This window comes from Nocardiopsis sp. EMB25 (genome assembly GCF_026797795.1).
In the GTDB taxonomy this organism is placed as follows: domain Bacteria; phylum Actinomycetota; class Actinomycetes; order Streptosporangiales; family Streptosporangiaceae; genus Nocardiopsis; species Nocardiopsis lucentensis.
In genome coordinates, this window is the sequence record NZ_JAMTDN010000001.1 from 3,371,431 (window position 1) to 3,397,812 (window position 26,382).

At 70.3% G+C, this 26,382-nt stretch carries 23 protein-coding genes and 2 tRNA genes; 8 read left to right on the forward strand and 17 right to left on the reverse strand.

The window, feature by feature from the left end; translation table 11 throughout:
- The first annotated feature begins 198 nt into the window (after positions 1-198).
- The gene (locus tag KIK06_RS14585; protein WP_268643543.1) at positions 199-906 is read left to right on the forward strand and encodes a DUF305 domain-containing protein; all 708 of its coding nucleotides are present in this window, start codon (positions 199-201) and stop codon (positions 904-906) included.
- A 195-nt stretch (positions 907-1,101) separates the two neighbouring features.
- Here KIK06_RS14585 and clpX read toward each other — a convergent pair whose 3' ends face one another.
- The 5 genes from clpX to KIK06_RS14610 all read right to left on the reverse strand — a co-directional run bounded on the left by clpX (position 1,102) and on the right by KIK06_RS14610 (position 5,941).
- Positions 1,102-2,376, reverse strand: a complete 1,275-nt coding sequence (gene clpX, locus KIK06_RS14590; RefSeq protein WP_017600894.1) for an ATP-dependent Clp protease ATP-binding subunit ClpX — start codon at positions 2,374-2,376, stop codon at positions 1,102-1,104.
- Between the two features lie 294 nt (positions 2,377-2,670).
- The gene (locus KIK06_RS14595) at positions 2,671-3,327 is read right to left on the reverse strand and encodes an ATP-dependent Clp protease proteolytic subunit (protein ID WP_268643544.1); all 657 of its coding nucleotides are present in this window, start codon (positions 3,325-3,327) and stop codon (positions 2,671-2,673) included.
- 49 nt (positions 3,328-3,376) lie between these two features.
- A complete protein-coding gene (locus KIK06_RS14600) occupies positions 3,377-4,009 on the reverse strand; it encodes a ClpP family protease (protein ID WP_083924307.1) in 633 nt (210 codons plus the stop codon).
- A 208-nt stretch (positions 4,010-4,217) separates the two neighbouring features.
- Positions 4,218-5,639, reverse strand: coding sequence for a trigger factor (gene tig, locus KIK06_RS14605; RefSeq protein WP_017600897.1), 1,422 nt, complete (start codon positions 5,637-5,639; stop codon positions 4,218-4,220).
- 227 nt (positions 5,640-5,866) lie between these two features.
- Positions 5,867-5,941 (reverse strand) — tRNA-Pro (locus KIK06_RS14610).
- A gap of 116 nt (positions 5,942-6,057) precedes the next feature.
- On the opposite strand from KIK06_RS14610, the gene KIK06_RS14615 reads away from it, so the two are divergent.
- Positions 6,058-6,128 (forward strand) — tRNA-Gly (locus KIK06_RS14615).
- A 209-nt stretch (positions 6,129-6,337) separates the two neighbouring features.
- Here the strand turns inward: KIK06_RS14615 and KIK06_RS14620 are convergent.
- Positions 6,338-6,655: a hypothetical protein gene (locus KIK06_RS14620; RefSeq protein ID WP_017600898.1), complete on the reverse strand. Its 318-nt coding sequence runs from the start codon at positions 6,653-6,655 to the stop codon at positions 6,338-6,340.
- Positions 6,656-6,838: 183 nt separating this feature from the next.
- Between KIK06_RS14620 and KIK06_RS14625 the strand changes: the two genes are divergently transcribed.
- Both KIK06_RS14625 and KIK06_RS14630 read left to right on the forward strand, forming a co-directional pair.
- Positions 6,839-7,342, forward strand: coding sequence for an adenylyltransferase/cytidyltransferase family protein (locus KIK06_RS14625; protein ID WP_026128009.1), 504 nt, complete (start codon positions 6,839-6,841; stop codon positions 7,340-7,342).
- 120 nt (positions 7,343-7,462) lie between these two features.
- Positions 7,463-9,325 (forward strand): ABC transporter ATP-binding protein, encoded by a 1,863-nt coding sequence (locus KIK06_RS14630; RefSeq protein WP_268643547.1) that lies wholly within the window; start codon positions 7,463-7,465, stop codon positions 9,323-9,325.
- Positions 9,326-9,358: 33 nt separating this feature from the next.
- Here KIK06_RS14630 and KIK06_RS14635 read toward each other — a convergent pair whose 3' ends face one another.
- From KIK06_RS14635 to KIK06_RS14675, 9 genes are all read right to left on the reverse strand, one after another.
- Positions 9,359-9,937, reverse strand: a complete 579-nt coding sequence (locus tag KIK06_RS14635; protein WP_040690877.1) for a hypothetical protein — start codon at positions 9,935-9,937, stop codon at positions 9,359-9,361.
- A gap of 178 nt (positions 9,938-10,115) precedes the next feature.
- A complete protein-coding gene (locus tag KIK06_RS14640) occupies positions 10,116-10,316 on the reverse strand; it encodes an Rv0909 family putative TA system antitoxin (protein WP_017600903.1) in 201 nt (66 codons plus the stop codon).
- 103 nt (positions 10,317-10,419) lie between these two features.
- Entirely contained in the window at positions 10,420-11,763 is a 1,344-nt protein-coding gene (mgtE, locus tag KIK06_RS14645; protein ID WP_268643548.1) for a magnesium transporter, read from the reverse strand.
- Between the two features lie 258 nt (positions 11,764-12,021).
- Positions 12,022-13,125 carry a PP2C family protein-serine/threonine phosphatase gene (locus tag KIK06_RS14650; protein ID WP_017600905.1) on the reverse strand — a complete coding sequence of 368 codons (1,104 nt, stop codon included), beginning with the start codon at positions 13,123-13,125 and terminating at the stop codon, positions 12,022-12,024.
- Between the two features lie 448 nt (positions 13,126-13,573).
- Positions 13,574-14,041 (reverse strand): ribose-5-phosphate isomerase, encoded by a 468-nt coding sequence (locus KIK06_RS14655; protein WP_026128010.1) that lies wholly within the window; start codon positions 14,039-14,041, stop codon positions 13,574-13,576.
- A gap of 95 nt (positions 14,042-14,136) precedes the next feature.
- Positions 14,137-14,280 carry a hypothetical protein gene (locus KIK06_RS14660; protein ID WP_017600907.1) on the reverse strand — a complete coding sequence of 48 codons (144 nt, stop codon included), beginning with the start codon at positions 14,278-14,280 and terminating at the stop codon, positions 14,137-14,139.
- A 150-nt stretch (positions 14,281-14,430) separates the two neighbouring features.
- Positions 14,431-15,852: an aldehyde dehydrogenase family protein gene (locus tag KIK06_RS14665; RefSeq protein ID WP_268643549.1), complete on the reverse strand. Its 1,422-nt coding sequence runs from the start codon at positions 15,850-15,852 to the stop codon at positions 14,431-14,433.
- Positions 15,853-16,025: 173 nt separating this feature from the next.
- On the reverse strand, positions 16,026-16,244 hold the full coding sequence (locus KIK06_RS14670) for a hypothetical protein (protein WP_017600909.1): 219 nt from the start codon (positions 16,242-16,244) through the stop codon (positions 16,026-16,028).
- A gap of 52 nt (positions 16,245-16,296) precedes the next feature.
- Positions 16,297-16,944 (reverse strand): mycothiol-dependent nitroreductase Rv2466c family protein, encoded by a 648-nt coding sequence (locus KIK06_RS14675; protein ID WP_017600910.1) that lies wholly within the window; start codon positions 16,942-16,944, stop codon positions 16,297-16,299.
- Positions 16,945-17,163: 219 nt separating this feature from the next.
- Here KIK06_RS14675 and pepN point away from each other — a divergent pair, with 219 nt between their 5' ends.
- Together pepN and KIK06_RS14685 are read left to right on the forward strand one after the other, a co-directional pair.
- Positions 17,164-19,713 carry an aminopeptidase N gene (pepN, locus tag KIK06_RS14680; protein WP_268643551.1) on the forward strand — a complete coding sequence of 850 codons (2,550 nt, stop codon included), beginning with the start codon at positions 17,164-17,166 and terminating at the stop codon, positions 19,711-19,713.
- Positions 19,714-19,836: 123 nt separating this feature from the next.
- Positions 19,837-20,241 (forward strand): SMI1/KNR4 family protein, encoded by a 405-nt coding sequence (locus KIK06_RS14685; RefSeq protein ID WP_268643552.1) that lies wholly within the window; start codon positions 19,837-19,839, stop codon positions 20,239-20,241.
- A 139-nt stretch (positions 20,242-20,380) separates the two neighbouring features.
- Here KIK06_RS14685 and malQ read toward each other — a convergent pair whose 3' ends face one another.
- The gene (gene malQ, locus KIK06_RS14690; protein ID WP_268643553.1) at positions 20,381-22,417 is read right to left on the reverse strand and encodes a 4-alpha-glucanotransferase; all 2,037 of its coding nucleotides are present in this window, start codon (positions 22,415-22,417) and stop codon (positions 20,381-20,383) included.
- Positions 22,418-22,545: 128 nt separating this feature from the next.
- Between malQ and KIK06_RS14695 the strand changes: the two genes are divergently transcribed.
- The gene (locus KIK06_RS14695; protein WP_268643555.1) at positions 22,546-23,832 is read left to right on the forward strand and encodes an MFS transporter; all 1,287 of its coding nucleotides are present in this window, start codon (positions 22,546-22,548) and stop codon (positions 23,830-23,832) included.
- Between the two features lie 69 nt (positions 23,833-23,901).
- Here the strand turns inward: KIK06_RS14695 and KIK06_RS14700 are convergent, their stop codons facing one another.
- Positions 23,902-25,338 carry an amidase gene (locus tag KIK06_RS14700; RefSeq protein WP_268643557.1) on the reverse strand — a complete coding sequence of 479 codons (1,437 nt, stop codon included), beginning with the start codon at positions 25,336-25,338 and terminating at the stop codon, positions 23,902-23,904.
- A 191-nt stretch (positions 25,339-25,529) separates the two neighbouring features.
- Between KIK06_RS14700 and KIK06_RS14705 the strand changes: the two genes are divergently transcribed.
- Positions 25,530-26,336: a nuclease-related domain-containing protein gene (locus tag KIK06_RS14705; RefSeq protein ID WP_017600916.1), complete on the forward strand. Its 807-nt coding sequence runs from the start codon at positions 25,530-25,532 to the stop codon at positions 26,334-26,336.
- The last annotated feature ends 46 nt before the right edge of the window (positions 26,337-26,382 follow it).

Sequence of the window (26,382 nt, forward strand, 5' to 3'; positions counted from 1 at the left end):
AACGCCGAGATCGGACATCCCTCCCGGATTCCACTCCCCCTCCACCTGGAACGGAGTCCCGAGGGGAATCGCGAGAATCGGGCCGACACGTTGCCGGGGCTGGACAAAACACCCAAGCAGTGAGTAGAAAACCGGCAGGGTGTCACGCTGGCACCACTTCGCGGACCCCCATCCGCCAACCCCGTCTGGAGGACACCCGTGCGTCGTCTGGCACTCGCGGCAGGAACCGCGCTCACCCTGCTCGGAGTCTCGGCCTGCACCGACGACGGACCGGGGTCGGCCAACGTCATCGCCCCCGGAGCGCCCGGCGAGTCCTCCTCACCCGCCACGTCCGACCAGATCGCCGCCCTTGCCGAGGAGCAGGGCCACAACGCCGCCGACGTCAACTACCTCGTGCTCATGATCGAGCACCACCGGCAGGCCCTGGAGATGGCCGACCTGGTTCCGGACCGGCACCAGCGGGACGGGATCGACAGCATCGCCGACCGCATCGCGGCCGCGCAGGGACCCGAGATCACGGCCATGGAGAGCTGGCTGGAGGAGAACGTCCTGGGCCCGGCCCGGGAGAACCCCGCCTACCGGAACTTCTGCGGGCTGGAGGGCGACGGCTCCCACCACGGCGGAGGGGAGGAGGACCTGCCCGGGTGCGACCTGGAGGTCGACCACGACGACATGCCGGGGATGGCCTCCGAGGAGGAGATGGCGGAGCTGGAGGCCGCTGAGGGGGACGAGTTCGACCGGCTCTTCGTGGAACTCATGACCACCCACCACGAGGGCGCGATCATCATGGCCGAGGACCTGCTCGCCGAGGGGCACGACCGCACCGTGACACGGATGGCCAACGACGTCATCGCCGAGCAGACCGCCGACATCGAGCGCATGGAGCAGATCCTCGAGAACGAGTGACCGCTCCGCGATGGTCACCCGGTGCCCGACGAACCGCGCGGGGCCGGGCGGCCCGGCGCCCCCCGAGCGCCCCCTCCGGCGGGGTGTGCTCCCGCGGCGCGCCCCACCGCCGGACGCGACCGTGGGCGTCCCCGGGCTCTGACACACGACGATCCCCGTTCCCGACGGCAGGGGGAACGGGGATCGGGGTTCGGATCAGGCGGACTTCTCCTCGGGACCGGCGTCGCGCTGGTTCCTGGGGACGATGGTGGGGTTGACGTTGTCGATGACCGTCTCCCGCGTGATGATCACCTGACCCACATCCTCACGGGAAGGCACCTCGTACATCACCGACAACAACACCTCCTCGATAATCGCCCGCAACCCACGCGCACCCGTCCCCCGCACGATCCCCTGCTCGGCGATCGCCTCCAACGCGTCCCGCGTGAACTCCAGCTCCACATCATCCAGCTCGAACAACCGCTGGTACTGCTTCACCAACGCGTTCTTCGGCAACGTCAGAATCCGGATCAACGCCTCACGATCCAGATCATGCACACTCGTGATCACCGGCAACCGACCCACGAACTCCGGAATCATCCCGAACTTCAACAGGTCCTCCGGCATCACCTCACCGAACAACGCCGACTCGGCCACCTCGGACCGCGGCCGCAGCACCGCGTTGAACCCCATCCCCTGCTGGCCCGTCCGCGACTCGATGATCTTCTCCAGACCCGCGAACGCGCCACCACAGATGAACAGCACGTTCGTCGTGTCGATCTGGATGAACTCCTGGTGCGGATGCTTGCGGCCCCCCTGAGGCGGCACACTCGCCGTCGTCCCCTCCAGGATCTTCAACAACGCCTGCTGCACACCCTCACCCGACACGTCCCGGGTGATCGAGGGGTTCTCACTCTTGCGAGCGACCTTGTCCACCTCGTCGATGTAGATGATCCCCGTCTCGGCCTTCTTCACGTCATAGTCGGCCGCCTGGATCAACTTCAGCAGGATGTTCTCCACATCCTCGCCCACATACCCCGCTTCCGTCAGCGCCGTGGCGTCCGCGATCGCGAACGGCACGTTCAGAATCCGCGCCAACGTCTGCGCCAACAACGTCTTCCCAGACCCCGTCGGCCCCAACAGCAAGATATTGGACTTGGCGATCTCCACGCCCTCGTCGCCAGGACGCTCGCCCTCCGAGCGCACCCGCTTGTAGTGGTTGTACACCGCCACCGACAGGGCCTTCTTCGCCTGTTCCTGACCGATCACGTACGAGTCCAGGAACTCGTAGATCTCCCGCGGCTTGGGGAGGCTGTCCCACGTGAGCTCGGTGGCGTCAGCGAGTTCCTCTTCGATGATCTCGTTGCACAGATCGATGCACTCATCGCAGATGTACACGCCGGGGCCAGCGATGAGCTTCTTCACCTGCTTCTGGCTCTTGCCGCAGAACGAGCACTTCAGCAGGTCCCCGCCGTCGCCGATGCGTGCCACCCAGCCACTCCTCAAAACTAAGGCCGCCCCGTCGGTGCCGCTCACGCGAACCGTGCGGAAGTCAAGCTTCCGACGCCGTCCACGACCGGAGGCCACGGACGAGGCGATCTGTGTGTCGCTCTCCGCCAGACTAAGCGAAAAACCGGACCGGCTTCACCACCGGGCTGTCCCAGGCGGGTCAAAGACCGGTCCGGCTCGCTGGCTTCCGACCCGCCGAACTCCCCCGAATCACCGGGAACGGACGGCCGAGACCGAATTCGGCGCCGGCCGCCCCGGAGAGCGGCCGGCGGGGTCCTACTTCAACGACGCCTTGCGGTAGGGCAGGACGAAGTCGATGAGCCCGTAGTCGACCGCCTCGTCGGCGGTCAGGATCTTGTCGCGCTCGATGTCCTTGGACACCTGCTCGACCGAGCGCCCGGTGTGCCGGGCCAGCGTGGTCTCCAGCTGGGAGCGGATCCGGGTGATCTCGTTGGCCTGGATCTCGATGTCGCTGGCCTGACCGTGCATGCCCTCGGTGGCGGGCTGGTGGATCAGGATGCGGGCGTTGGGCAGCGCGCCACGCTTGCCCTTCGTGCCGCCCGCGAGGAGGATCGCGGCGGCCGAGGCGGCCTGGCCGATGCAGACCGTCTGGATGTCGGGACGCACGAACTGCATCGTGTCGTAGATGGCCATCAACGAGGTGAACGAGCCACCCGGGGAGTTGATGTACATCTGGATGTCCCGCTCGGAGTCAAGCTGCTCGAGGGTGATGAGCTGGGCCATCAGGTCGTTGGCCGACGTGTCGTCGATCTGCACGCCGACGAAGATGATCCGCTCCTCGAAGAGCTTGTTGTACGGGTTCATCTCCTTGACCCCGTACGACGTCCGCTCCACGTAGGACGGCAGGACGTAGCGGCTCTGCGGAGCCATCGAGGCCGCGCCGCCGATGAGACTGGGGTTGAACTCGGTCATTTCACGCCTTCCACGCACTGCGCCGTTCCTGGATGCAGGTCCGACGGGATCAACTCTCGGAACGGTCCGCGGTCACGTCGAGCGTCCCCTCGAGGACCTCGTCGATGAAGCCGTAGTCCTTGGCCTCCTGCGCGGTGAACCAGCGGTCCCGGTCGGCGTCCTTCTCGATCTGCTCCGGCGACTGCCCGGTGTGCTCGGCGATCTTGCCGATGAACATCTTCTTCACGTACAGGAGCTGGTCGGCCAGGATCCGGATGTCGGAGGCCGTACCCCCGATGCCGCCGGAGGGCTGGTGCATCATGACCCGTGTGTGCGGCAGGGCGTAACGCTTGCCCGGGGTACCGGCGCACAGCAGCATCTGGCCCATCGAGGCGGCCAGACCGATACCCACGGTCCGGACGTCGTTGGGGATGTACTGCATGACGTCGTAGATCGCCATACCCGCCGTGACGGAACCGCCCGGCGAGTTGATGTACATGGTGATGTCCCGATGGCGGTCCTCAGCGGACAGCAGCAGGAGTTCGCCGACGAGACGGTTGGCGATCTCGTCGTCCACCTGGTCGCCGAGGAAAACGATTCGCTGGCGCAACAGGCGCTGAGGCGTCTGCTCAGTAAAAGGGGAAAACTGCGGCTCCGACGCGCGGGCGCCGAATCGCGGGGACTCTTCAAAGGTCGGAGGCACTCTCGTCACCTGCTCCGGAATCGAAACGGTTGCGATACAGCGACACTAACGCCGACGGGTACCGGGCTCGCACCGATACCGTGTCTGTTCGCTTTGAGCGCAGGGTGGAACAAGCTTCACACAGGGCTTTCCTCCAAGAGCGAACGACGAACGGGCCCCGCCCGACCGGAAGGTCGAACGGGGCCCGTGGGCGCGCGGCGAGCGGGGACTACTTGGTGTCCTCGCCCTCCTCGTCCTTGGCGTCCTCGGTGGACTCGGTCGCCTCGGCGGCGGCCGCGGCGGCGGCCTTGGCGGCCTCCTCGACGGCGTCCTCGGCGTCCTGGCCCTTGTCCTGCTCGACAACGTTGCCGTCCTCGTCGGTGACCTTGGCCTCGGCCAGGACCAGGTCCATGGCCTTGCCGCGGACGACCTCGGTGAAGGCGACGCGGATCTGGTTGGACTCGACCAGGTGCTGGGCGAGCTGGTCCGGGCTCACGCCCATGCGCTGGGCCTGCTCGAACACGTACTGGCTGAGCTCGCCCTGGTCGGCGCTGAGCTCCTCCTGGAGGGCGAGCTGGTCGAGGATGAACCCGGCCTTGACGGCGGAGCGGGCACCGGTGGTGAGCTCCTCCTCGAACTCCTCCTCGGTCTTCTCCTGCGACTCCAGGTAGGCCTCCTTGGTGAGGCCGCCCTGGGCGAGCTGCTGCTCCAGGCTCTGGCGGCGGCGGGTGATCTCCTCGTCCACGACCGACTCGGGCAGCGGGATGTCGACCGACTCGATCAGCTTCTCCAGGGCCTTGTCACGGGCCGCGGAGAGCTGCTGGATGCGGCGGACCTCGCCCATGCGCTTGCGCACGTCCTCGCGCAGCTCGTCGATCGTGTCGAACTCGCTGGCCAGCTGGGCGAACTCGTCGTCGAGCTCGGGCAGCTCCTTGACCTTCACACTGTGCACGGTGACGGTGACGTCCGCCTCCTTGCCCTCGTGCTCGCCACCCACCAGGGTGGTCTTGAAGGTCGCCTCGCCACCGGCCTCCATGCCGCGCAGGGTCTCGTCGAGGCCCTCCAGCATGGTGTTGGTGCCGACCTCGTAGGAGTAGCCGCTGACCGCGACGTCCTCCAGCTTCTCGCCGTCGATGGCGGCGGAGAGGTCGATCGAGACGTGGTCGCCGTCCTCCACGGGGCGGTCGGCCCCGACGAGGGTGGAGAAGCGCTCACGGAGCGTGCCGACCTGCTCGTCGACCTGCTCGTCGGTGACCTCGGCGCTGTCGACGGTCACCTCGATGCCCTTGTAGTCCTCCACCTCGAACTTCGGTCGGATGTCGACCTCGGCGGTGAAGGCGAGCTCGTCGTTGTCCTCCAGCTTGGTGACCTCCACGTCGGGCTGCCCGAGCGCGAAGAGCTCCTCCTTCTGGATGGCCTCGTTGTAGAGCTCCGGAACGGCGTGGTTCACCGCTTCGCTGATCACCGCGCCGCGGCCGACGTAGCGGTCGATCAGCCGCGCCGGCGCCTTGCCCGGGCGGAAGCCCTTGATCCGGACCTGCTTGGCGAGCGACTTGTACGTCACGTCGAAAGCGTGCTCGAGCTCCTCAAAGGGGACCTCGATGGTCAGCTTGACCCGGGTCGGGCTCAGCTCCTCGACATCGGTCTTCACGGGGCGGTACTCCTAGTTTGCCGGCTGGTGTCCGCGTCGGCCCGCATGCGCGCCACACACAACGGCGAACGGCACGCGCGCACCCCGGCCAGTCTGGTGACCGCGTTCTCCTGGGGTGCCCTGCGACGGGCTGGGACTTACAGTTTCCTGCTGATCGCACCAAGTCTAGGGCAGACAGACAGGGGGCCACGGCGCACGGCCGAGAGCCGCTGCCACGGATGGTCTCGTCGGGGTGGCGGGATTCGAACCCGCGGCCTCATGCTCCCAAAGCATGCGCGCTAACCAAGCTGCGCTACACCCCGTGTGCCTGACGACGATCGCACACCCACAACCGGTGTGCGATCAACGCCCCAGAGACTGTACTCTTGTCTCCGTCGGCTCCACGAGTCTAGAGGAAACTCAGGGGCTCCGGCGCCACGCGGGCGTAGTTCAATGGTAGAACTCCAGCCTTCCAAGCTGGCCATGCGGGTTCGATTCCCGTCGCCCGCTCCGCGAGAGGCGAGCTGTGTGCCATCCGGCACCGGCTCGCCTCGCCGTTTCACCAGGGGGACGACCCCCACACCCCCGCTCCGCGAGAAGCGAGCCGTGCGCCATCCGACACCGGCCCACCTCGCCGTTTCACCAGGGGGACGACCCCCACACCCCCGCACCACGAGAAGCGAGCCGTGCGCCATCCGACACCGGCCCACCTCGCCGCCTCAGAGCCTCTCGGCGACGGTGACCCGGAAGTGGAACTCGCTCGTCATCCCGGTGACCCGCACGAGGTACTCATCGGCGCTGATCCGGTACACGGCCCGGTCGCGTTCCGACCAGGGAAGCGGCGGCGCGTGCTCACGGGCGCTCCTGGCCGCCTCCTCCCTCGCCTCCTGACGGTCCCCGAACGCCCTCTCCGAACCGAGCCGCCAGCGAATCGACTGACCGTAGCTGCTGTTCTCCTCGACGAGCACCGCCCACGACATACGCTCCGCCTCCTCCTCGCTGATCTCGACGCCGGATTCGACCCACCCGACTCCCATCCGGTTCCCGGTGATATCCGCCACACCCCGCCGCGTGAGGCCCCACGGCGACGCGAATCCGGTTCGGTTCCGACCCCGGAGAGTGGAATAGCCGTGCCGGACGGGTACGTTGATCCTTCGGGTGAGCCCGTCGGCGCGGTCCAGAGCACGGGTGCCCTCGACACTCCGCGGAACGGTGACTGGATGACGGACACGAACGCGACGGGCGGCGCGACGACCCCCCTCAGCGCGCACTGGTTCGAACCCCACGAGCTTCCCGAGCGGCCGGTCGTGGTCACCGGGGTCTTCGACGTCCTCCACGTCGGACACGTCCGCTTCCTGCGGAGCATCGCCGAACGCGGACTCCCGCTGGCCGTCGGCATCGAGTCCGACGAGCGCGTGCGCGCCTGGAAGGGCCCCGGACGCCCGGTCAACCCCGCCGAGGAGCGCGCCGAGACCATCGCCGCCCTCGGGTGCGTCGCGGCCTCCTTCGTCATCCAGGGACCGCCGGAGGTGGCCGACTGGGCCGCCTACGCCGACGTCCTGCGCCCCCTCGCCCCCGCCGCCCTGGCCTACACGGCGGGCGACCGCTACACCCAGGCCAAGATCCTCGGCGCCGACGCCCTCGGCGCGCAGGCCTGGGAGCTGCCCTTCACCCCCGGCCGCTCCACGACCGCCGCGCTCGGCCGCCTCGCCCACTCCCTGTAACCTCCCCAAACACCCCTCCTCCGGTCCGGAGGACCGCCTCCCTCCCCGCGGGAAGCGCCCCACCGGTACCGGTGTTGACGCATGCGTGGCGAACCGGCGAGACGAACGACGAGGCAGCTCATGATGTCAGGCAGGCCCTCCTACAGGGCCCTGGTCAACGACGGGAGCGCCCGAGGCCACCAGCTGCCCCCGGGCATCACCCGCCGTATCATCTCCTACGCCCACCCCCACTGGCGGGCGATCGCTTCCTTCCTCCTGGTCACGGGCGTGGGCGCGGGCATCGTGGTGGCCAACCCGCTGATCCTCAGAGCGATCATCGACCAGGGCATCCTGCCCGGGAACACCTCGCTCGTGGTGTGGCTGGCCGTCGCGGCGGCCGGACTCGCGGTCCTGGAGGGGGTCTTGAACCTCCTCGGGCGGTGGCTGTCCGCACAGATCGGCGAGGGCGTCATCTACCAGCTCCGCACCCAGGTGTTCACGCACGTCCAGCGGATGCCGCTGTCCTTCTTCACCCGGACGCAGACGGGATCGCTCATCAGCCGTCTCAACACCGACGTGGTGGGCGCCCAGCGGGCGATCACCTCGGTCCTGCAGTCGGTGGTGTCCAACCTGATCAGCGCGACCGCCGTCATCGTGACGATGGTCGCGCTGTCGTGGCGGGTCACGCTGGTGGCGCTGGTCCTGGTGCCGCTGTTCGTCGTCCCCGCGAAGCTGATCGGCCGCAGGCTCGCGCACATCTCGCGCGAGGCGATGGACACCAACGCCGACATGAGTTCGCTGATGACCGAACGGTTCAACGTCGGCGGGGCGATGCTGGTGAAGCTCTACGGCCGCCCGGCGGAGGAGTCGGCGGGTTTTTCCCGCAGGGCGAGCCGCGTCCGCGACCTGGGCGTGCGCCAGGCGGTGTACGGCTCGCTCCTGTTCAGCCTGCTCGGGCTGATCACGGCACTGGCCATGGCGATGGTCTACGGAGTCGGCGGTGTGCTGGCGATCGGCGGCGCGTTCGAGGTCGGCACCCTGGTCGCGCTGACCACCCTCCTCGCCCGCCTGTACGGACCGGTGACGACGCTGTCCAACGTGCACGTGGAGATCATGACGGCGCTGGTCTCCTTCGACCGGGTCTTCGAGGTCCTCGACCTGGAGCCCGGCATCGAGGAGAGCCCGAACGCCCGACCGCTGCCGGACGGCGCGCTTCCCGTGGAGTTCGAGCACGTGTCGTTCCGCTACGCGGGTTCCGGGGAGCCCTCGGTCGCGTCCCTGGAGGCGACCCCGCAGGCGCTGGCCGACGGTGACACCCAGGTGCTCAGCGACGTCTCCTTCCGCGCCGAGCCCGGCACGATGGTGGCGCTGGTCGGCCCGTCCGGTGCGGGCAAGACCACGCTGACCCACCTGGTGTCACGGCTGTACGACCCGACCGGGGGCCGGGTCCTCGTCGGCGGACTCGACCTGCGTGAGGCGACCGGGGACTCACTCCGCGAGGCCGTGGGCGTGGTCACCCAGGACGCGCAGCTGTTCCATGACACGGTCGGCGCCAACCTGCGCTACGCCCGCCCGGAGGCCACCGACGCCGAACTGGAGGAGGCGCTGCGAAAGGCGCGGTTGGGGCCGCTGCTGGCACAGTTGCCGGGCGGCCTGGACACGATGGTGGGCGACCGCGGCTACCGGCTGTCCGGCGGCGAGAAGCAGCGGCTGGCGATCGCGCGGCTGCTGCTCAAGGAGCCGTCGGTGGTCGTGCTGGACGAGGCGACGGCGCACCTGGACTCGGAGTCGGAGGTGGCCGTGCAGGAGGCGCTGTCGGCCGCGTTGGCGGGGCGCACGTCGCTCGTGATCGCGCACCGGTTGGCGACCGTGCGGGAAGCCGACCAGATCCTGGTGATGGAGGACGGCCGGATCCTGGAACGGGGGACGCACGAGGAGCTGCTGGGGCTGGGCGGCCTGTACACGGCGCTGTACCGTACGCAGTTCGCCCCGCAGCGGGGATAGCGGGAGCCGAGGGGCGGAGGGGCCGGGAGGGGACTAGCGGTTCTTCTTCCCGCCCTTCTTGTCCTTCTTCCCCTTCTTCCCGCCGTCCCGCTTCTTCTCGCTCTTCTTGCCCTTCTTGTCCTTGGACGCCTCGCGGGTCTTCCCCGCGGCCTTGGCGGCCTTCTTCCCCGCCTTGCGCTCGGCCTTCTTGCGCTCCTTCTTGGCGTTCTTGGCGTTCTTGGACCTCTTGCGCTTCTTCGGCTTCTTGGCGTCCTTGGAGGTCACGCGGTCGACGAGCACGTCGGGCAGCGGAGCCAGCCCCGGACCTCCCCGGAAGATCCAGTCGTCGATCGCCTCGACGAGCGCGTCGTCGGTGATCTCGCCGAGCCACACCGGGCGGCCACCTGCGGCACGGCCCTCCTGCGAGGGCTGGACGACCACGACGTTGCCCTGGAAGCAGATCCCCAGGCACTTGCTGGTGCGTACGGGGACGGTCCGCCCCGACCGGTCGTCGATGGCGCTGAGCCGGGCGAGCTGCGCCTTGTGGTCGACGCCCGGCACCTTCTTCTTCCTACCGCAGCAGCAGCCGCGGCAGACCGTGAGCTGGCAGGGTCGCCCGCCGAGTTCGCCCACACCTGCACCGCCTCACATTAGGTTCGCCTTACCTCACCAGCGTAACCTCGTGACGAAACAGGTCTGACCAGCGGATACAGGGTCTCATTCGGGCAGTGCGAGCGTGGGAGCGCCGAGGGGCGGGCCAGCGCGTCCGTGGACCCGCCGTGCCCGCCCCCCGGGTGGGCGACACGCCTGCCTACTTGTCCCTGTCCTCCTCAGCACGCTTGCGCAGGTACTCCGTCGCGGCTCCGGCGCCCTTGTCGATCTTCTCGTCGTGGGCGCCGCCCGTGGCCTTCTTCGCGGCCTCGGCGGCCTTGTCGACGACCTTCTGCGCCTTGTCGGCGTTGTCGTCGACGGCCTTCTTCAGCCGGTCGAACGCATCTCCGGTACCGGACATGGAATCCCCCCTAGATCCGTCCTGCTCCTACCGCGATACCCGCTTCACCCGCCGTTCATGCGGAGAGCAGTGACACCGGCACGGTACGTACCGGACACACGCCTCAGATGCCCAGGACCACACGGGCGATGGAGAAGTAGATGATCAGTCCGGTGGCGTCGACCAGCGTCGCGACCATCGGCGAGGAGACGACCGCCGGGTCCACCCCGACCTTGCGCGCCAGCAGGGGCATGGACGATCCGATGATCGCCGCCCACGTGCACACCGCGATCACCGAGCAGGAGACCACCAGGGCGACGTCGAAGCCCACCAGGAGGGATCCGATCCCCAGCGCGAGCACGGCCAGGACGACACCGAGGAGGAGACCGACCCGGCCCTCCTTCCAGATCACCGCCGGGAGATCGCGTACGCGCACCTCGCCGACGGCCAGGGCCCGCACGATCGCGGTGGCCGACTGGGCGCCGACGTTACCGCCGGTCCCGATGAGCATGGGCACGAACATCGCCAGGGCGGTGACCGCCTCCAGCGTGTCCTCGAAGACCTGCATGACGTTGACGGTCAGGGTGGCCGCCACGATGAGCAGCATCAGCCACACCACCCGCGCCGCGACCAGGCGCACCACCCCGACCGAGACGTAGTGCTCGGCGACCGGACTGGCACCGGACTGGCGTGCCATGTCCTCGGAGTCGGCCGCCTCGATGACCTCCAGTGCGTCGTCGAACGTGAACAGGCCGACGAAGCGCTCCTCGGAGTCCACCACGGGCAGGGAGACCAGGTTGGCCTCCTGGATGAGGCGGGCGGCGTCCTCGACCGGCTCGGTGGCGCGCACACGCGGCGCGAGCACGTCGACGAGGTCCTTGAGCACCGTCTCGTCGTCGCTGATGACCAGGTCGCTGAGACTGACCGTGCCCATGAGGCGGCGGCCGTCGCTGACGACGGGGAGGGTGTAGATGGTCTCGGCGTCGGCGCCCTTGGCCCGTACGACCTCCAGCGCGCGGCCCACGGTCAGGTCCCGGTGGAGGATGACCGTCTCCGGGGTCATGTACCGGCCGACGGAGTCCTCCGGGTAGCCCAGGAGCGCCGCGGTCATCTTCCGTTCGGCGGGGCTCAGCCCGGCCAGGGCGCGGGTGGCGACCTTGGCGGGCGCCTCCCCGATGAGGCGGGCCCGGTCGTCCGGGTCCATCTCCTCCAGGAGTTCGTGGAAGGCGGTGTCCCGGAGTCCGCTGAGGACGATCTGCTGCTGACCGGGGTCGAGCTCCTCGAAGACCTCCAGCTCGCGGTCCTTGTCCAGGAGCCGGAAGGGGATGATCGCGTCGCGGTCGGCCATGCGGGTGAGTTCGTCGGCGATCTCGTAGGGCCTGTGTTCGGCCAACCAGAGCCTGATGCCGGTCAGGTCGTTGTTCTCGACCAGTTCGTTGAGCTCGTCAGCGCGCTCGCCGTCTGCCATGCGAAGCACCCCCCTGCGTGTCCAACGCCGCGCGGGCACGCCCGCGGGCAGCCTGTGTCGTCTCGTCTCCTCCGGCGGGGCACCGCCTCCCCGCGCACGGGGACGGTCGGCCGCGCGTTCGCACGGCGGAGCCGAGGGGGCGGAGAGGGTGGGCACGGCGGCCCTGGGAGGGTCGTCGGCCGCGCCGGGATCGGAAGTCGGATCGACCCTATCGCCCGGGGCGGCGCGGGGCCGCACGCGAGGACCTCGGCGGGGGTGTCAGTCGCGCCAGAGGACGACCAGTGCGCAGTCGTCGTTCTTGTCCTTGCTGAGGACGTCGACGACCTCACCGGCGCCGGTCGCGAAGCCCTTCGCGACGACTGACTCGGCCGCGCCGAGGAGGCGGTCGATCCCCGCGTCGAGGTCCTCGCCGGGGGTCTCGATGAGGCCGTCGGTGCAGAGCATGATGGCGTCACCAGGCCTGAGCTTGCCCTCGACGGAGGTGTAGGTCATCTCCGGGATGACCCCGAGGACGACGCCCTTGGCCTCGGTGGTGCTCCACAGGCCGCAGCCGCTGTCGTAGTGCAGGGCGGGCGGGTGGCCGGCGGAGGCGATCTGGAACTCGCCCGTGTCCAGGTCCACGCTCAGGTGGACGGCCGTGACGAATCCCTCACCCGCGCCGTCGCGGATGAGGTAGTCGTTGCAGTGGGCGAGGAAGTCCCGGGTGGGCACGGCGCCGATGAGGCCGCTGAACGCGCCGGAGAGCATCAGCGCCCGGGTCCCGGCGTCCACGCCCTTGCCGGAGACGTCGACGACCGCCACGTCGAGCCGGTTCTCCCGGCGGTTGGAGACGACGAAGTCGCCGCCGAAGGACGACCCGCCCGCCTGGCGCAGGACCGCGGTGCGGCCCCAGCCCGCGGGCACCTCGGGCAGCCGGCCCTGGTGCCGCAGCCGGTCGCGCAGGTCCAGCAGCATCATCTCACCGCTGAGTCCCTGCACCCCGAGGCGCTCGCGTACCCCGGACAGCAGGTAGGACAGGACCGCGGTGACGCCGATGGTGACCAGCAGACCGGGGCCCACCTGGCCGAAGTCGAGCATGAACGCGACGAACAGGAGCACGGCCGCGACGACGGTGAACAGGAAGGCGAGACTCTTGCGCTTGAGCAGGAGACCGCCCGCGAGGACGGTGAGGATCGTCGAGCTGGGCGGGAACCAACCGGTGGGACCCCATACGGCGCCCACTCCGATCCCGACCGCGAGGGTGACCAGGGTGATGAGCACGAGCCGGTACCGGAAGAGCACCTTGCGCCGGAGCACCGCTACGAGCCGCTGCGTGGTCGTACGCAGCAGCCGGGTGGTCTTGGCGGTCGGTGTGGGCTTCATGTGTCCCCTGGATCGGCACTCCCGCGGGCACGCGGGCGGTTCGGTTCTCGGTCGGTACGGCCCGACGGAGGCGGAGGCTCTCGGTACGGGGCCGGGCGGTGGTCGGGTGCGGGGCACGCCCTGATCTCCGTGGCCGGGGGGCGCCGTCGTCGCCGCGCCGCGGACGATGCGAGGCCGGCCACTGTGCACGAACTGTAGCGCGGGGGCGCGAACGTGGCACGTGCAACCAGCGGTGTTCTCTCCCATAACCACAGGTTTAGGTTGAACCGATAACCGAGAGTAGGGTTTCGGCCGCTGTTCCTCCAGGAAGCTGGTGGGTTTTCCGGGACGATCATCCTCTCTCGGACAGGACCGTCCGACCGGGCCTTGTCCGAGGTGAGGCACGCGAGCCCGGGCACGGACGCGCCCCCGCGCCGGGTCGGCGCGGGGGCGGACCGGACCGGGGTACTTACGGAAGGGGCGGGAGTTCGCCGGAGTCCTCGTAGGCGGAGAGCATCCCGATGCGACGGGTGTGCCGTTCCTCGTCGCTGTAGGGCGTGGAGAGGAACACCTCCACGAAGCGGGTGGCCTCCTCCAGGGAGTGCATCCGGCCGCCGACGCCGAGCACGTTCGCGTCGTTGTGCTCGCGCGCCAGGCGGGCGGTGTCCTCACTCCAGGCCAGGGCGGCGCGAACGCCCTTGACCTTGTTGGCGGCGATCTGCTCGCCGTTGCCCGATCCCCCGATGACGACGCCGAGCGAACCCGGGTCGGAGGCGACGCCCTCGGCGGCGCGCAGGACGAAGGGCGGGTAGTCGTCCACGGCGTCGTAGAACGCCGGCCCGGCGTCGACGACCTCGTGCCCGCGCTCCTTCAGCCAGGAGACGAGGTGTTCTTTGAGCTCGAAGCCCGCATGATCTGATCCAAGGTAAACACGCACGTGCACAGTCTGGCAGGTCACGCGGGCGGCGAGCACCGCGCCCCGCCCCCTCCGGCGTGGACGGGGCGGGGCGCGGAGTGTTCCGGAGGGTCCCCTCAGGAGGTGGCGGCGGCCGCGACGCTCAGACCGAGGGCGGCGAAAAGCGCCATGGAGACCAGGGCGATCAGGTTGTACACCACCATGGACTTGACGTCCTTGGCGAGGGGTCCTGCCTTGGAGACCGCGGGCTTGTTGCTCAACTCACACCTCGATTGGATTCGACCAGGGGATGTCCGGTCCGCATCTTTCCACACCCCACAACGCGTCGATCACCGGGGCCGATTCCTCGCGCACCGGATCCGGTCGTGTGAACCTGGGCATATCCGCCCAGGTGAGAGCCGGAACCACGGTCAGAGCTGGACCGACTTGATCTCGCAGAACTCGTCGAGACCGGCCAGGCCCCACTCGCGTCCGTTGCCGGAACGCTTGTAACCGCCAAAGGGCGCGCGCGGGTTGAGCGCACCGCCGTTGACCTCGACCTGTCCGGCGCGCAGCCGCCGGGCGACGGCCAGGGCCCGGTCGGGATCGCCCGACCAGACGGCCGCGTTGAGCCCGTACACCGTGTCGTTGGCGATGGCGACCGCCTCCTCCTCCGTGTCGTAGGGGATGAGGGCGAGCACCGGACCGAAGATCTCCTCCTGGGCGATGCGCATGTCACCTCGCACATCGGCGAAGACGGTCGGACTGACGTAGTAGCCGCGCCCACGCCCCTCGACCGGGTCGGCGCCGCCGGTGACCAGGCGGGCGCCCTCCTCCACTCCGACGCGCACGTAGTCGCGGACGCGGTCGAGCTGGGCGGCGGAGACGAGCGGGCCCATGCGGGTGGCCTCGTCCTCGGGGTCGCCGGGGGCGTACTTGGCGGCGGACTCGGCGGCCAGGCGCACGGCCTCCTCGTAGGAGTCGCGGTGCACGAGCATGCGGGTGAGCGCGTTGCAGCTCTGCCCGGTGTTGCGCATGACGTCGGCGACTCCGCGCTTGACCGCCTGGGCGAGGTCGGCGTCGGGCAGCACGACGTTGGGGGACTTGCCGCCCAGTTCGAGGGCGACGCGCTTGACGGTCTCGGCCGCGACCTGGCTGACCCTGGTCCCGGCGCGGGTGGAGCCGGTGAAGGAGACCATGTCGACCCCGGGGTGGGCGGCGATCGCCTCGCCGACGACCGGGCCGGTCCCCGACACCAGGTTGAACACACCCGCGGGCAGACCCGCCTCGTGCAGGACCTCGGTGAGCGCGTAGGCGGACAGCGGCGCCACCTCACTGGGTTTGAGGACCACGGTGTTGCCCGCGAGCAGGGCGGGGACGACCTTGAGCACGATCTGGTGCAGCGGGTAGTTCCACGGGGTGATGGCGCCGACGACGCCGATGGGCTCGCGCAGGATGAGCGAGTTGCCCTGGCGCTCGCCCTCGAAGTAGCGGTCGCCGACCTCCTCGACCAGGTCGACGAAGGTCCGGAACATCAGGGCGGGCAGCCCCGCCTGGACCTTGCGCGCGAACCCGGCGGGCGCGCCCATGTCGCGGGTCAGGATCGCGGCGACGTCGTCGAGGCGGGCGTTGTACAGCTCCAGGGCCTTGGCCATGTGCGTCACCCGCTGGCCCGGGGTGAGTGCCGACCACGCGGGCAGGGCCGCCCGCGCGGCCTGGACCGCCGCGTCGACGTCCTCGGGGGCTCCGGCCGGAACGATGTCGATGACCTGCTCGGTCGCCGGGTTGAGCACGTCCAGGCCCTCGCCGGAGGCGGACGTGCGCCAGGCGCCGTCGATGTAGAGGGATCGCATGCGCCCACTCTCGCAGAACGCGATTCTGGTTGGCCAGCGTTCGGGGCCGGGCCGGTGGTTTCCCGGAAGGCGCGTGCACGCCCCCGGGTGTGCCGAGCGGGGTGGCGGCGCGGGGGCGGCCGGGGGAACGGAGCCGGGCCGTGGTGCCGCGCGGGCGCCCCGGCCCGGCCGGATCAGTCCCAGTGCGGCGGGCGTTCGGCGATCAGCCGCGCGGTGTCGTCGTCGGGGCCGTCCTCGCCCCACCCCAGGGACCGTTCGTCGCTGGTGGTGTCGGGCAGGATGTCGAGGTCGTCGAAGAAGTCGACCGTGCGGTCGCCGTCGGGTCCGGACATGGTCACGCCCCCCTGGTGGGTCCAGCCGTCGTGTCCGCGGCGCGGACGGGTACGGGTCACGGGTGCCTCCGGGCGGGTCCGTGCCCGCCCGGATCAGCACCCTAGTCGAAAGTCAGTCGAAACTCGGCTCGGCGGTGCGGGTGCGCTTGAGCTCGAAGAACCCCTCGACCCCGGCGACCAGGCGCACGCCGTCCCACAGTTTGGCGGCCTCCTCGCCCCGCGGCGTCGGAGTGACGACGGGACCGAAGAAGGACACGCCCTCCACACTGATCACGGGCGTGCCGACGTCCTCACCGACCAGCCGCATCGCCTCGGCGTGGGAGGCGCGCAGGGCCTCGTCGTATGCGTCGGAGCTCGCAGCCGCGGCCAGCTCCTCGGGCAGACCGGCGTCGGCCAGGGCGGCGCGGTAGGTCGCCTCCTCACGCGGCTCGCCGTGCAGGTGGAACCGGGTGCCCAGCGCTGTGTACAGATCGCCCAGGACCTCCGGGCCGTGCTTCTGCCCGGCCGCCACGCACACGCGGACCGGCCCCCAACCCGTGTCGAGCAGTCGGCGGTACTCCTCCGGCAGGCCCTCCCTGCCCTCGTTGAGCACGGACAGGCTCATGACGTGCCAGCGCACGCGGACCGGGCGCACACGCTCGACCTCCAGGAGCCAGCGGGAGGTGATCCAGGCCCACGGGCACAGAGGGTCGAACCACATGTCGGCGTAGGTGGTCCCGTCCTCGGAGGAGGTACCGGGGTGGCTGGGGGACTGCGTCATCGCTCACTCCTCGTCACTGTGGGTGGGGCGGCCGCACGAGATCCGCCGAGAGTGGACAACCACCCGCGCTGGTTGCGCATTCCGCGCCGGCGCGTGGCAGGATCGGGATCGAGTTGATGACGACCACCGGCCCCGGCGAGGCTCGCCCCCCCACGCGAGCCCGTCGCGGTCGGAGACGATTCCGGCCGGCGAGGACGGCGGCCGTGAAGGGAGCGTGGCGTGGCGGGGAACCTGACACGGGACGAGGCTCGGGAGAGGGCGCGGATCCTGAGCGTCGACTCCTACACGGTGGAGCTCGACCTGACCACGGGTGACGAGACCTTCCGGTCCACCACCGTGATCCGCTTCTCCAGTTCGGAGGCGGGCGCCCGGACCTTCGTGGACCTGACCGCGCCGAAGGTGCTCTCGGCGACGCTCAACGGCCGCGAACTGGACCCCGGGGAGCTGTTCGACGGCGAACGCCTCATCCTGCCGGAGGTGGCCGCGGACAACGAGCTGACCGTCGTGGCCGACGCCGCCTACATGCGCACCGGAGAGGGCCTGCACCGGTTCGTCGACCCGGTGGACGGGTCGGTGTACCTGTACACCCAGTTCGAGACGGCCGACGCGCACCGCATGTTCACGTGCTTCGACCAGCCCGACCTGAAGGCGACCTTCGAGCTCACGGTCTTCGCCCCCGACTCCTGGCACGTCGTGTCCAACAGCGCCCCCGACGTCGAGCGCGAGGCCGCCGGGGCCGGGGGCCGGGTGCGCTGGCACTTCCCCGCCACCCCGGTCATGTCGACCTACATCACCGCGCTCATCGCGGGCCCCTACCACGTGGTGCGCGACGAGCACGACGGCATCGACCTGGGATTGTTCTGCCGCGCCTCCCTGGCCGAGCACCTGGACTCCGACGCCCTGTTCGACGTCACCAAGAAGGGCTTCGACTTCTTCCACGGCCTGTTCGACCTGCGCTACCCCTTCGGCAAGTACGACCAGCTGTTCGTACCCGAGTTCAACGCGGGCGCGATGGAGAACGCGGGCGCCGTCACCTTCCTGGAGGACTACGTCTTCCGCTCCCGCGTCACCGACGCCCGGTACGAGCGCCGCGCGGAGACCATCCTCCACGAGATGGCCCACATGTGGTTCGGCGACCTGGTCACCATGCGCTGGTGGGACGACCTGTGGCTGAACGAGTCCTTCGCGACCTACGCCAGCGTGTACTGCCAGGCGAACGCCACCCGGTGGACGGACGCCTGGACGACCTTCGCCAACGTGGAGAAGGCGTGGGCGCTGCGCCAGGACCAGCTGCCCTCGACCCACCCCATCGCGGCCGACATGGTCGACATCCAGGCCGTCGAGGTCAACTTCGACGGCATCACCTACGCCAAGGGCGCCTCGGTGCTCAAGCAGCTCGCCGCGTACGTGGGCGTGGACGCGTTCTTCGCCGGGGTGCGCGCCTACTTCAAGGAGAACGCCTTCGGCAACACCGAGCTGAAGGACCTGCTGCGGCACCTGGAGGCCGCCTCCGGCCGTGACCTGTCGGGCTGGTCGCGCGAGTGGTTGGAGACCACGGGCGTCAACACGATGCGGCCGGACTTCGAGGTCGACGCGGACGGGAACTTCACGTCGTTCACGATCGTGCAGGAGGCGGCCGAGGAGCACCCGACCCTGCGCTCGCACCGGTTGGCGGTCGGCCTGTACGACCGCACGCCGGAGGGGATCGTGCGCCGCGAGCGGGTCGAGCTCGACGTCAGCGGCGCCCGCACCGAGGTGTCCGAGCTGGTCGGCAAGGCCCGGCCGGACCTGGTCCTGATCAACGACGACGACCTCACCTTCACCAAGATCCGCCTGGACGAGCGGTCTCTGCGCACCGTGATCGAGGGCGTCGGGGAGATCACCGAGTCGCTGCCGCGCGCGCTGGCCTTCGGCGCCGCCTGGGACATGACCCGCGACGCCGAGATGGCCGCCCGCGACTACGTGTCCCTGGTCCTGTCCGGGATCAGCGGCGTGGACGACGTCATGGTCGCCCAGACCCTGCTGCGTCAGGCCACCGCGGCGCTGATCAACTACGCCGACCCGGCGTGGCGCCCGATCGGGTTCGAGAAGCTCGCCGACCGTCTGCGCGACCTGCTCAACACCGCCGAGCCGGGAGGTGACCTCCAGCTCGCCTACGCCAACGCGTTCGCGGGCGCGGCGCGCACCGACGCCCACCTGTCGCTCCTGCGGGGGCTGCTGGACGGCGCGATCACCATCGACGGGCTCACCATCGACACCGACCTGCGCTGGACGCTGCTGCGTCAGCTGGTCGCCGAGGGCAAGCTCGGTGAGGAGGCGATCGCCGCCGAACTGGAGGCCGACCCGACCGCCACCGGCCAGCGCCACGCGGCCGGCGCCCGGGCCGCCATCCCCACCGCGCAGGCCAAGGCCGCCGCGTGGGAGCGCATCGTCGGAGCCGACCTGGCCAACGCGGAGTTCCGCGCCACCCTGCTCGGCTTCACCGAGCCCGGCCAGGCCGAGCTGTACCGCCCGTACGTGGAGAAGTACTTCGCCCAGCTGGCCCCGGCCTGGGAGAAGTGGACGGGTGAGTTCGCGCAGTCCTTCGCCGAGATGATGTACCCGAGCGGTCTGGTCGAGGAGGCGACGCTGGAGCGCACGGACGCCTACATCGCCGAGAACGACCCGGCCCCCGCGCTGCGTCGTCTGCTGGTGGAGGGCCGCGCGGGTGTCGAGCGCGCGCTGCGCGCCCGCGCCAAGGACATCGCCACGGGCCAGAGCCGGTCCTAGGGCACGACGGCGAGGCCCCGGGGACCAGTCCGGTTCCCGGGGCCTTCGCCGTGGACGGGGTCCTGACCCCTCCGCGACCGGGTGGCGGAAGGACGCGGGGGCATGGCTCCTACGATGCTGTTCATGGCACGTTTCGAGGATCTCCGGTACTCCTTGTGGGACACCGGAGGCGGGTACACCGCGCAACCGCCCCTCACCGAGGAGGCGATCGCGAAGGCCCAGCGGCTGCTGGACGTCACGCTTCCCGGCTCCCTGCTCGACCTGCTGCGCCATCGGAACGGCGGCGAGGTCGCAAAGGACTGGAACGCCTTCCCCGTCGGCGGGCCGACCTCCTGGAGCACCGACCACGTCCCCTTCGACCGCGTGATGGGCATCGGCGGCCGCGAGGGGACGCTCTCCCTGCTCGACAGTCCCTACCTGGTCGGGGAATGGGGGTCCCCGCCGGAGTGGCCCTGGTCTCGGGTGACGGACCGTGCTGGACCGGGCTCGACCACCGGGCCCGCGGCCGAGCCGGGGAACCATCCATGACCTGGTTCGAGGCCGACCTGAACACGGAGCTGGCGCTCGCCCCGGACTTCCGGTCCTTCGTCCAGGGCCTCACCGCCGCCCGTGACCTCGAGTGAGGCCCCGCCCCGTCCCGGCGGGGCGAACACCACCCGGTACGCCCCTAGAGCATCCGGCCCTGACCACCGCCGACCGGGCCCAGGGTCCGACGGATGCGCGCCACCGTGCGCGGGTCGGCGAGCAATTCGTCGACGAGCACCGGCTCGCCCTCCCCGCTGGTGAGCGGGATCCGCCAGTTCGGGTACTCCGTGCTCGTGCCGGGCTGGTTCTGCATCCGCCGCTCCCCCACCACGTCGGTCAGCGCCACACCCAGCATCCGCGCCGGGGTGGCCACCAGGTAGGCGTGCATCGCCGCGACCACCGAGGCGGGATCGGTCACCGGATCCACGTCCTCATCCAGCAACCCCAGCTCCACCAGCAGCGACCGCCACCGCTCCACACGGGCCTCGGAGTCGGCCAGCTCCTCGGACAGGGGCCGGTCGAGCAGCCCCAGCCGGTCACGCAACTCGACGTGCTCACCCGACAGGAACGACGCCACCGGAGGCAGGTCGTGGGTGGCGACCGTGGCCAGGCAGTCGGTACGCCACTCCTCCGGGCCGAGTGGCTCGCCCTCGGCGTCCTGCTCGAACCACAACACGGAGGTGCCGAGGATTCCCCGGTCGGCGAGGTGTTGGCGTACCCAGGGCTCCACGGTGCCCAGGTCCTCGCCCACGACCACCGCGTCCGCGCGGCGGGCGGCCAGGGCGAGCGTGCCCACCATGCCCTCGTGGTCGTATCTGACGTAGGTGCCCTCGGACGGGTCGGCGCCCTCCGGCACGCACCACATGCGGAACATGCCCATGACGTGGTCGACGCGGACCCCGCCCGCGTGCCGCAACGCCTGGCCGATGATCTGACGGAAGGGCGCGTAACCGAGTTCGGCCAGGCCCCGCGGGTGCCAGGGCGGCTGCCCCCAGTCCTGACCGCGGCGGTTGAACTCGTCCGGTGGCGCGCCCGCGTGCAGGCCGCCCACCAGCGCGCCTGCGTACATCCAGGCGTCCGCGCCGCCCGCCTGCACACCGATCGCGAGGTCGTGCACGACGCCCAGGTCCATGCCGCCCGAGCGGGCGGTGATCTGCGCCTGCGAGAGCTGTTCGTCCAGCACCCATTGCAGCCAGCGATGGAACTCCACGGCCGGCCAACGTTTGAGGGCCTCCTCCCCCACCGCGCGCGCCTCGACGTCACGCAGGTGGGCGGGCCAGGACCGAAAGTCACTGCCGTACTCCTCGGCCAGGGCGCACCAGGTGGCGAACTCGACCAGGGGCTGGCCCTCGCGTTCGAGGTAGGTGCGCAGGGCGGCCTCCCGCCCCGGGGCCCGGGGCACCTGGAACAGGACCTCCAGCGCGGTGCGCTTGGCCTCCCAGACCGCGTCCCGATCGAGCAGGTCGGCGGTGCGGCCGCGCTCGCGCAGGGGGCGGGCCAGACGTTGGATACCCTCCCGCTGGGCGGGGTCGAGCCGGGCGTACTCGGGGATGTCCTCCACACGGACGTAGAGCGGGCTGGCGTAGCGGCGGCTGACCGGAAGGTAGGGCGAGGGTTCCAGCGGGCCGACGGGCTCGGTGGCGTGCATCGGATTGACGAGCACGAAGTCGGCGCCGAGGTCGCGCGCGCCCCAGTCGGCGAGTTCGGCCAGGTCACGCAGGTCACCCGTGCCCCATGAGGCACGGGAACGGACACTGTAGACCTGCGCCATGAGCCCCCACAGGCGGCGGTTCCCCCGCAGGGCGCTGGGTTCGATCCGGTCGGGGACCACCAGCAGCGGCGCGTCGTGTTCGGCTCCGCCGTCCTCGACCCGCAGCGTGTGCACACCGAGCGGGAGTCCGGGATCGAAGGGCAGCACGGAGCCGTCAGCGGTCTCGACGGTGCTGCGCGAGCCCTCCGGCAGGACCAGGTCGGGCCCCTTGCCCTCGCGGACGACCACGGCCGGGGGCAGCAGCCGCCGTCCGGCGTCGGAGACCGGTCGCTCCGGATCCACCCCCAGGGCCGCCAGGACATGGCGGATCGTGTCGGGGCTGACGGACACGCGCTCGCCCCGCCAGTCCTCGTAGGTGGTCGCGACACCGTACTGCTCGGCCACGCGGGCCAGCTGAACGTCCCTCACAGCAACCGATCATGCCCTACCCGGGCCCGTGTACACCGGAGGACCGCCCGGCGTGGGGCCAGAACGTCGGCTCGGCTCTGCCGTAAATCCGATCGCCGCCCGTCAGCGCGCTGTGCATAATGAACGGGGTGCTGTCCAACTACCGGCGTGTCTTCGCCGTTCCCCATGTCCTGTCCCTGCTGACCTGGTCACTCGTGGCGCGCTTCTACATGCCCGGGTTGATGATCGCGGTCACCTTCCTGGTCGAGGAGTGGACGGGGTCCTACACCTTCGCCGGGTTGGTCGCGGGCGCCTTCACCCTGGGTATGGCGCTGGTCGGGCCGCTGCGCGGCAGGATGGCCGACCGAGGTCGCAGCGACCGGCTGGTGCTGGTGTGCGGGGTGGTGTTCAGCGCGGGTCTGCTCGCGCTCGCGCTGATGCCGGGGGCGCTGTGGTGGCTGGCGGTACCGCTGGCTCTGTTCTCCGGGGTGTTCGGCTCCCCCGCGAACCAGATCGTCCGGGCCCTGTGGCCGCGGCTGACCTTCGGCGCCGAGCGCAACGCGATCTACGCGGCCGAGGCGACCACGCAGGAGCTGCTCTTCGTCTTCTCCCCCGTGCTGACCGCCGGCGTGGTGGCCTACGCCGGTCCCCGGTGGGCACTGGCGCTGCTGTCGGTGCTGGCGCTGGCGGGCGCGGTCGGGTTCGCGCTCTCCCTGCGACGGGCGGGGGTGAGCAGCCCCGTCCCCGGTCAGGACGCCTCGGCCTCCTCGGGGACCGCACCGAGGAGGAGCCTGCTGCGCTACCCGGCTCTGTGCGTCCTGCTGCTGATGTCCCTGCTGCTGGTCTGCGGGATCGTGGGTGTGGACCTGGTCGTCGTGGCCTGGGCCAACGAGTTGGACTCACCCCATTACGTGATGGTGCTGGCGTCGGTGTGGGCGCTGGGTTCCCTCGTGGGCGGCGCGGTCGCCGGGGGGTTGAAGGGGCGGCCGCGACTGATGCGGCGAAGTCTGGCCACCGCGCTGGGCCTGTCGGTCCTGGTGCCGTTCATGCCGCCGGTCGTCCACCTTCCCACCCCGCTGTGGATCACGCCGTTGCTGTTCCTGTCGGGGGTGGCGATCGCGCCCACCGTGGCGGCCGTGATGGGTCGGCTGGGCGACGTCTCCCCTTCGAACCGCCGCGCCGAGGCGTTCGGCTGGTTGGCCTCCGGGATGGGTGTCGGCAGCGCGGCCGCGGGCCCGATGATCGGGGCGTTGATCGACGGCTTCGGGGTGGCGGGTGGCGCCGCGGGCGCCGCTGTCGTGGCGTCGCTGGCCGCGGCGCTGAGCGTGTTCGTTCCCGCGTCCGGCACGGAGGCGGGGTCCGGGTCCGAGCCCGCTCCGGAGGGGTCCGTGGCGGGCGCCGCCCGGAACGTGGACACGGCGCGGGAGGGCGCCTGATCCTCGCCCGGGCGGACCGTCCGTAGGGGCCGCGACCGCCCGTGCCGGGACCGGTGCCCCGGCGCCGCCCTATCCCAGCCCCGGCGGGACGCGGTGCGCCCAGGGCCGGGCCTCCTCCATCTGGGCCGACAACGACAGCAGCGTGCCCTCCCCGCCCATCCGGCCGGTGAGCATGACCCCGATGGGCAGTCCGTCCGGCGACCAGTGCAGGGGGACGCTGACGGAGGGCTGTCCGGAGACGTTGTACACCGACGTGAACGGGGTGAACTCGGTCATACGGCGGAACTCCTCCTCCGGGCCGCCTTGGTCGAAGTGTCCGATCGGGACCGGCGGCAGTGCCAGGGTGGGGCTGAGCAGCACGTCGTAGGGCTCGGTGGCGGTGATCAGTGAGCGCACCCCACGCTGGAGCCGGGCGCAGGCCGCGATGTAGTCGGGGACGGGTGTGGCGCGGGCGCGTTCCCGCAGCCACCGGGTGATCGGTCTGAGGTCGTGCTCGCGGTCGGGGTCCACGGGGCTGGCCGAGGCCATCGCGGCCCAGAGCACGCCGAAGTCCTCCGGGAAGGTTCCGCCGAAGTGGGCGTCGCCCGGCGTGGGGATCTCCTCCACCTCGTGGCCGAGCTCGACGAGCAGGTCGCCGGCGGCGTCATAGGCCGCCCGGACGTGGGGGTGGACGGGGGCGTCGACGCTTCCGGCGTCGGCGTAGCGGCCGACGCGCAGACGCCCGGGGGCGCGGCGCGCGTGGTCGGCGAAGGTCTCACCCGGGGGGAGCGGCGGGGCGCCGTAGAGGTCTCCGGACCGTGCGCCGGCCATGGCGTCGAGCAGGAGCGCCGCGTCCAGCACGGTGTGGGTGAGGGGACCGGCCGTGGACAGGCCGACCAGGTCGGGTTTGAGGGGACCGCCGGAGATCCGCCCCCGCGTGGGCTTGAGGCCGAACAGTCCGCACGCGCTGGCGGGGATGCGCAGGGATCCGCCGCCGTCGCTCCCGTGGGCGGCGGCGGCCAGGCGGGCGGAGACCGCGACGGCGGCACCGCCGCTGGAGCCGCCGGGGGTGCGGTCGGTGTCCCAGGGGTTGCGGCTGGGCGGGGCGACGTCGTTCTCGGTGTAGCAGGTGGACCCGAACTCGGGGGTGTTGGTCTTGCCGAGGAGGAGGGCTCCCGCGAAGCGCAGCGCGGCGACCGCTCCGTCGTCGAAGGGCGCCGGCACGGGGTCGACGGCCCGTGAGCCGAAGGTGGTGGGTGATCCGGCCAGCAGGTCCAGGTCCTTGATGGGAAGTGGCACGCCCAGGAGTGGGGGCAGGGTGTCCGGCGTGTCGCGCATGACCCGCTTCTCCGCATATCGGGCCTGTTCAAGCACGTGTTCCGGACTAACCGCAACGAACCCGCCGTAGGTCGGATCGAGTCGCTCGATCCGGTCCAGACAGTGCTCAGCGATCTCACGAGGGGACAGCTCTCGACGGCGTACCAGGTCGGCGAGTCGGTGTGCCGGAAGTTCGTGGATCTGGGTCATGATCCACCAGATTAGCGGGCACGCCACGGGGCACCACGGGAGTGGCGGCCCCTCTCTAGAGAGACCGTCGAAACGGTGGTTCTTCCCCGCGATCCGGTTCCCGAACACCCCTGCGGCCCGGAAACGCGGGAAGAAAAGTGTGAGAAGTCATGCACTAGGACTCGGATATGGATGGAACTAACCTGTCCGACGTGGAATCGGCAACGACAGAGAACGATCGCACCCAACCGAACAGCACACCGTCTCCGGCGGAAAGCCCAGAAGAGCTCTTTTTTCCCAACCAACGCAAGAAAACCGACAATTCGGGCGCACGGGCACTCTACGGAACCCTGAAGTCCAACGACACCGCCCGTAAGTGGGCCATCCGCGCGGCTGTCGCCGCGGCGGTCGCGCTGGCACTCGGCCTACTCGCCTCCGACTGGCGGATCGGCGTCACCCTCGGCCTGTTCACCCTGGCCGGGATCACCGTCTACAGCGCCCGGCGCGAGTCCGAGATCCCCCGGTGGCGCAGACCCTCGGCCGCCCAGCGCAAGACCGAGGTCCAGCTCAAGGTGATGAAGCAGCTCGGCTACCGCGTCCTGCACGCGCGCGCGGTCCCCGGCGGCAACGGCCAGATCGACCACTTCATCGTGGGCCGCCGCGGCGCGTTCGCCATCGACTCCGAGTCCTGGGACCGGCGCCTGCCCCTCCGCAACAAGCTGGAGAAGCTCTACCACGGCCGCTTCAGCAAGAACGAGCGGATCGACGAGGCGCTGGAGGAGGCCGAACGGGCCACGGAGCTCATCAACCGGGAACTGGGCCGCGAGATCAAGGTGCGCGCCGCACTCGCCATCTACGGTCCCGGGATGCCCTGGGACAGCCACCGGCTGCGCGGCGTCGACATCATCACCGGAACCAAGGTCCGCAAGTGGCTGCGCACGGGCCGGGACCGGTTGAACGAAAGCGAGATCGAGGAGATCTACGAGGCGGCGAAGAAGGTCCTGCCGCCTCGCCACTGAAACCGTCCGCTCAGGGAGGGCCCAGGAGGAGCCACGGCGCCGTGGT

Excerpts from the sequence above, each read along its gene's own strand:
- KIK06_RS14675 (WP_017600910.1), bottom strand. The coding sequence starts at position 16,944 with ATGACGCAGTCCCCCAGCCACCCCGGTACCTCCTCCGAGGACGGGACC.
- mgtE (WP_268643548.1), bottom strand. The coding sequence starts at position 11,763 with ATGGCAGACGGCGAGCGCGCTGACGAGCTCAACGAACTGGTCGAGAAC.
- KIK06_RS14650 (WP_017600905.1), bottom strand. The coding sequence starts at position 13,125 with ATGAAGCCCACACCGACCGCCAAGACCACCCGGCTGCTGCGTACGACC.
- KIK06_RS14620 (WP_017600898.1), bottom strand. The coding sequence starts at position 6,655 with ATGGGAGTCGGGTGGGTCGAATCCGGCGTCGAGATCAGCGAGGAGGAG.
- KIK06_RS14625 (WP_026128009.1), top strand. The coding sequence starts at position 6,839 with ATGACGGACACGAACGCGACGGGCGGCGCGACGACCCCCCTCAGCGCG.
- KIK06_RS14630 (WP_268643547.1), top strand. The coding sequence starts at position 7,463 with ATGATGTCAGGCAGGCCCTCCTACAGGGCCCTGGTCAACGACGGGAGC.
- KIK06_RS14640 (WP_017600903.1), bottom strand. The coding sequence starts at position 10,316 with ATGTCCGGTACCGGAGATGCGTTCGACCGGCTGAAGAAGGCCGTCGAC.
- KIK06_RS14665 (WP_268643549.1), bottom strand. The coding sequence starts at position 15,852 with ATGCGATCCCTCTACATCGACGGCGCCTGGCGCACGTCCGCCTCCGGC.
- KIK06_RS14685 (WP_268643552.1), top strand. The coding sequence starts at position 19,837 with ATGGCACGTTTCGAGGATCTCCGGTACTCCTTGTGGGACACCGGAGGC.
- KIK06_RS14595 (WP_268643544.1), bottom strand. The coding sequence starts at position 3,327 with ATGACCGAGTTCAACCCCAGTCTCATCGGCGGCGCGGCCTCGATGGCT.
- KIK06_RS14700 (WP_268643557.1), bottom strand. The coding sequence starts at position 25,338 with ATGACCCAGATCCACGAACTTCCGGCACACCGACTCGCCGACCTGGTA.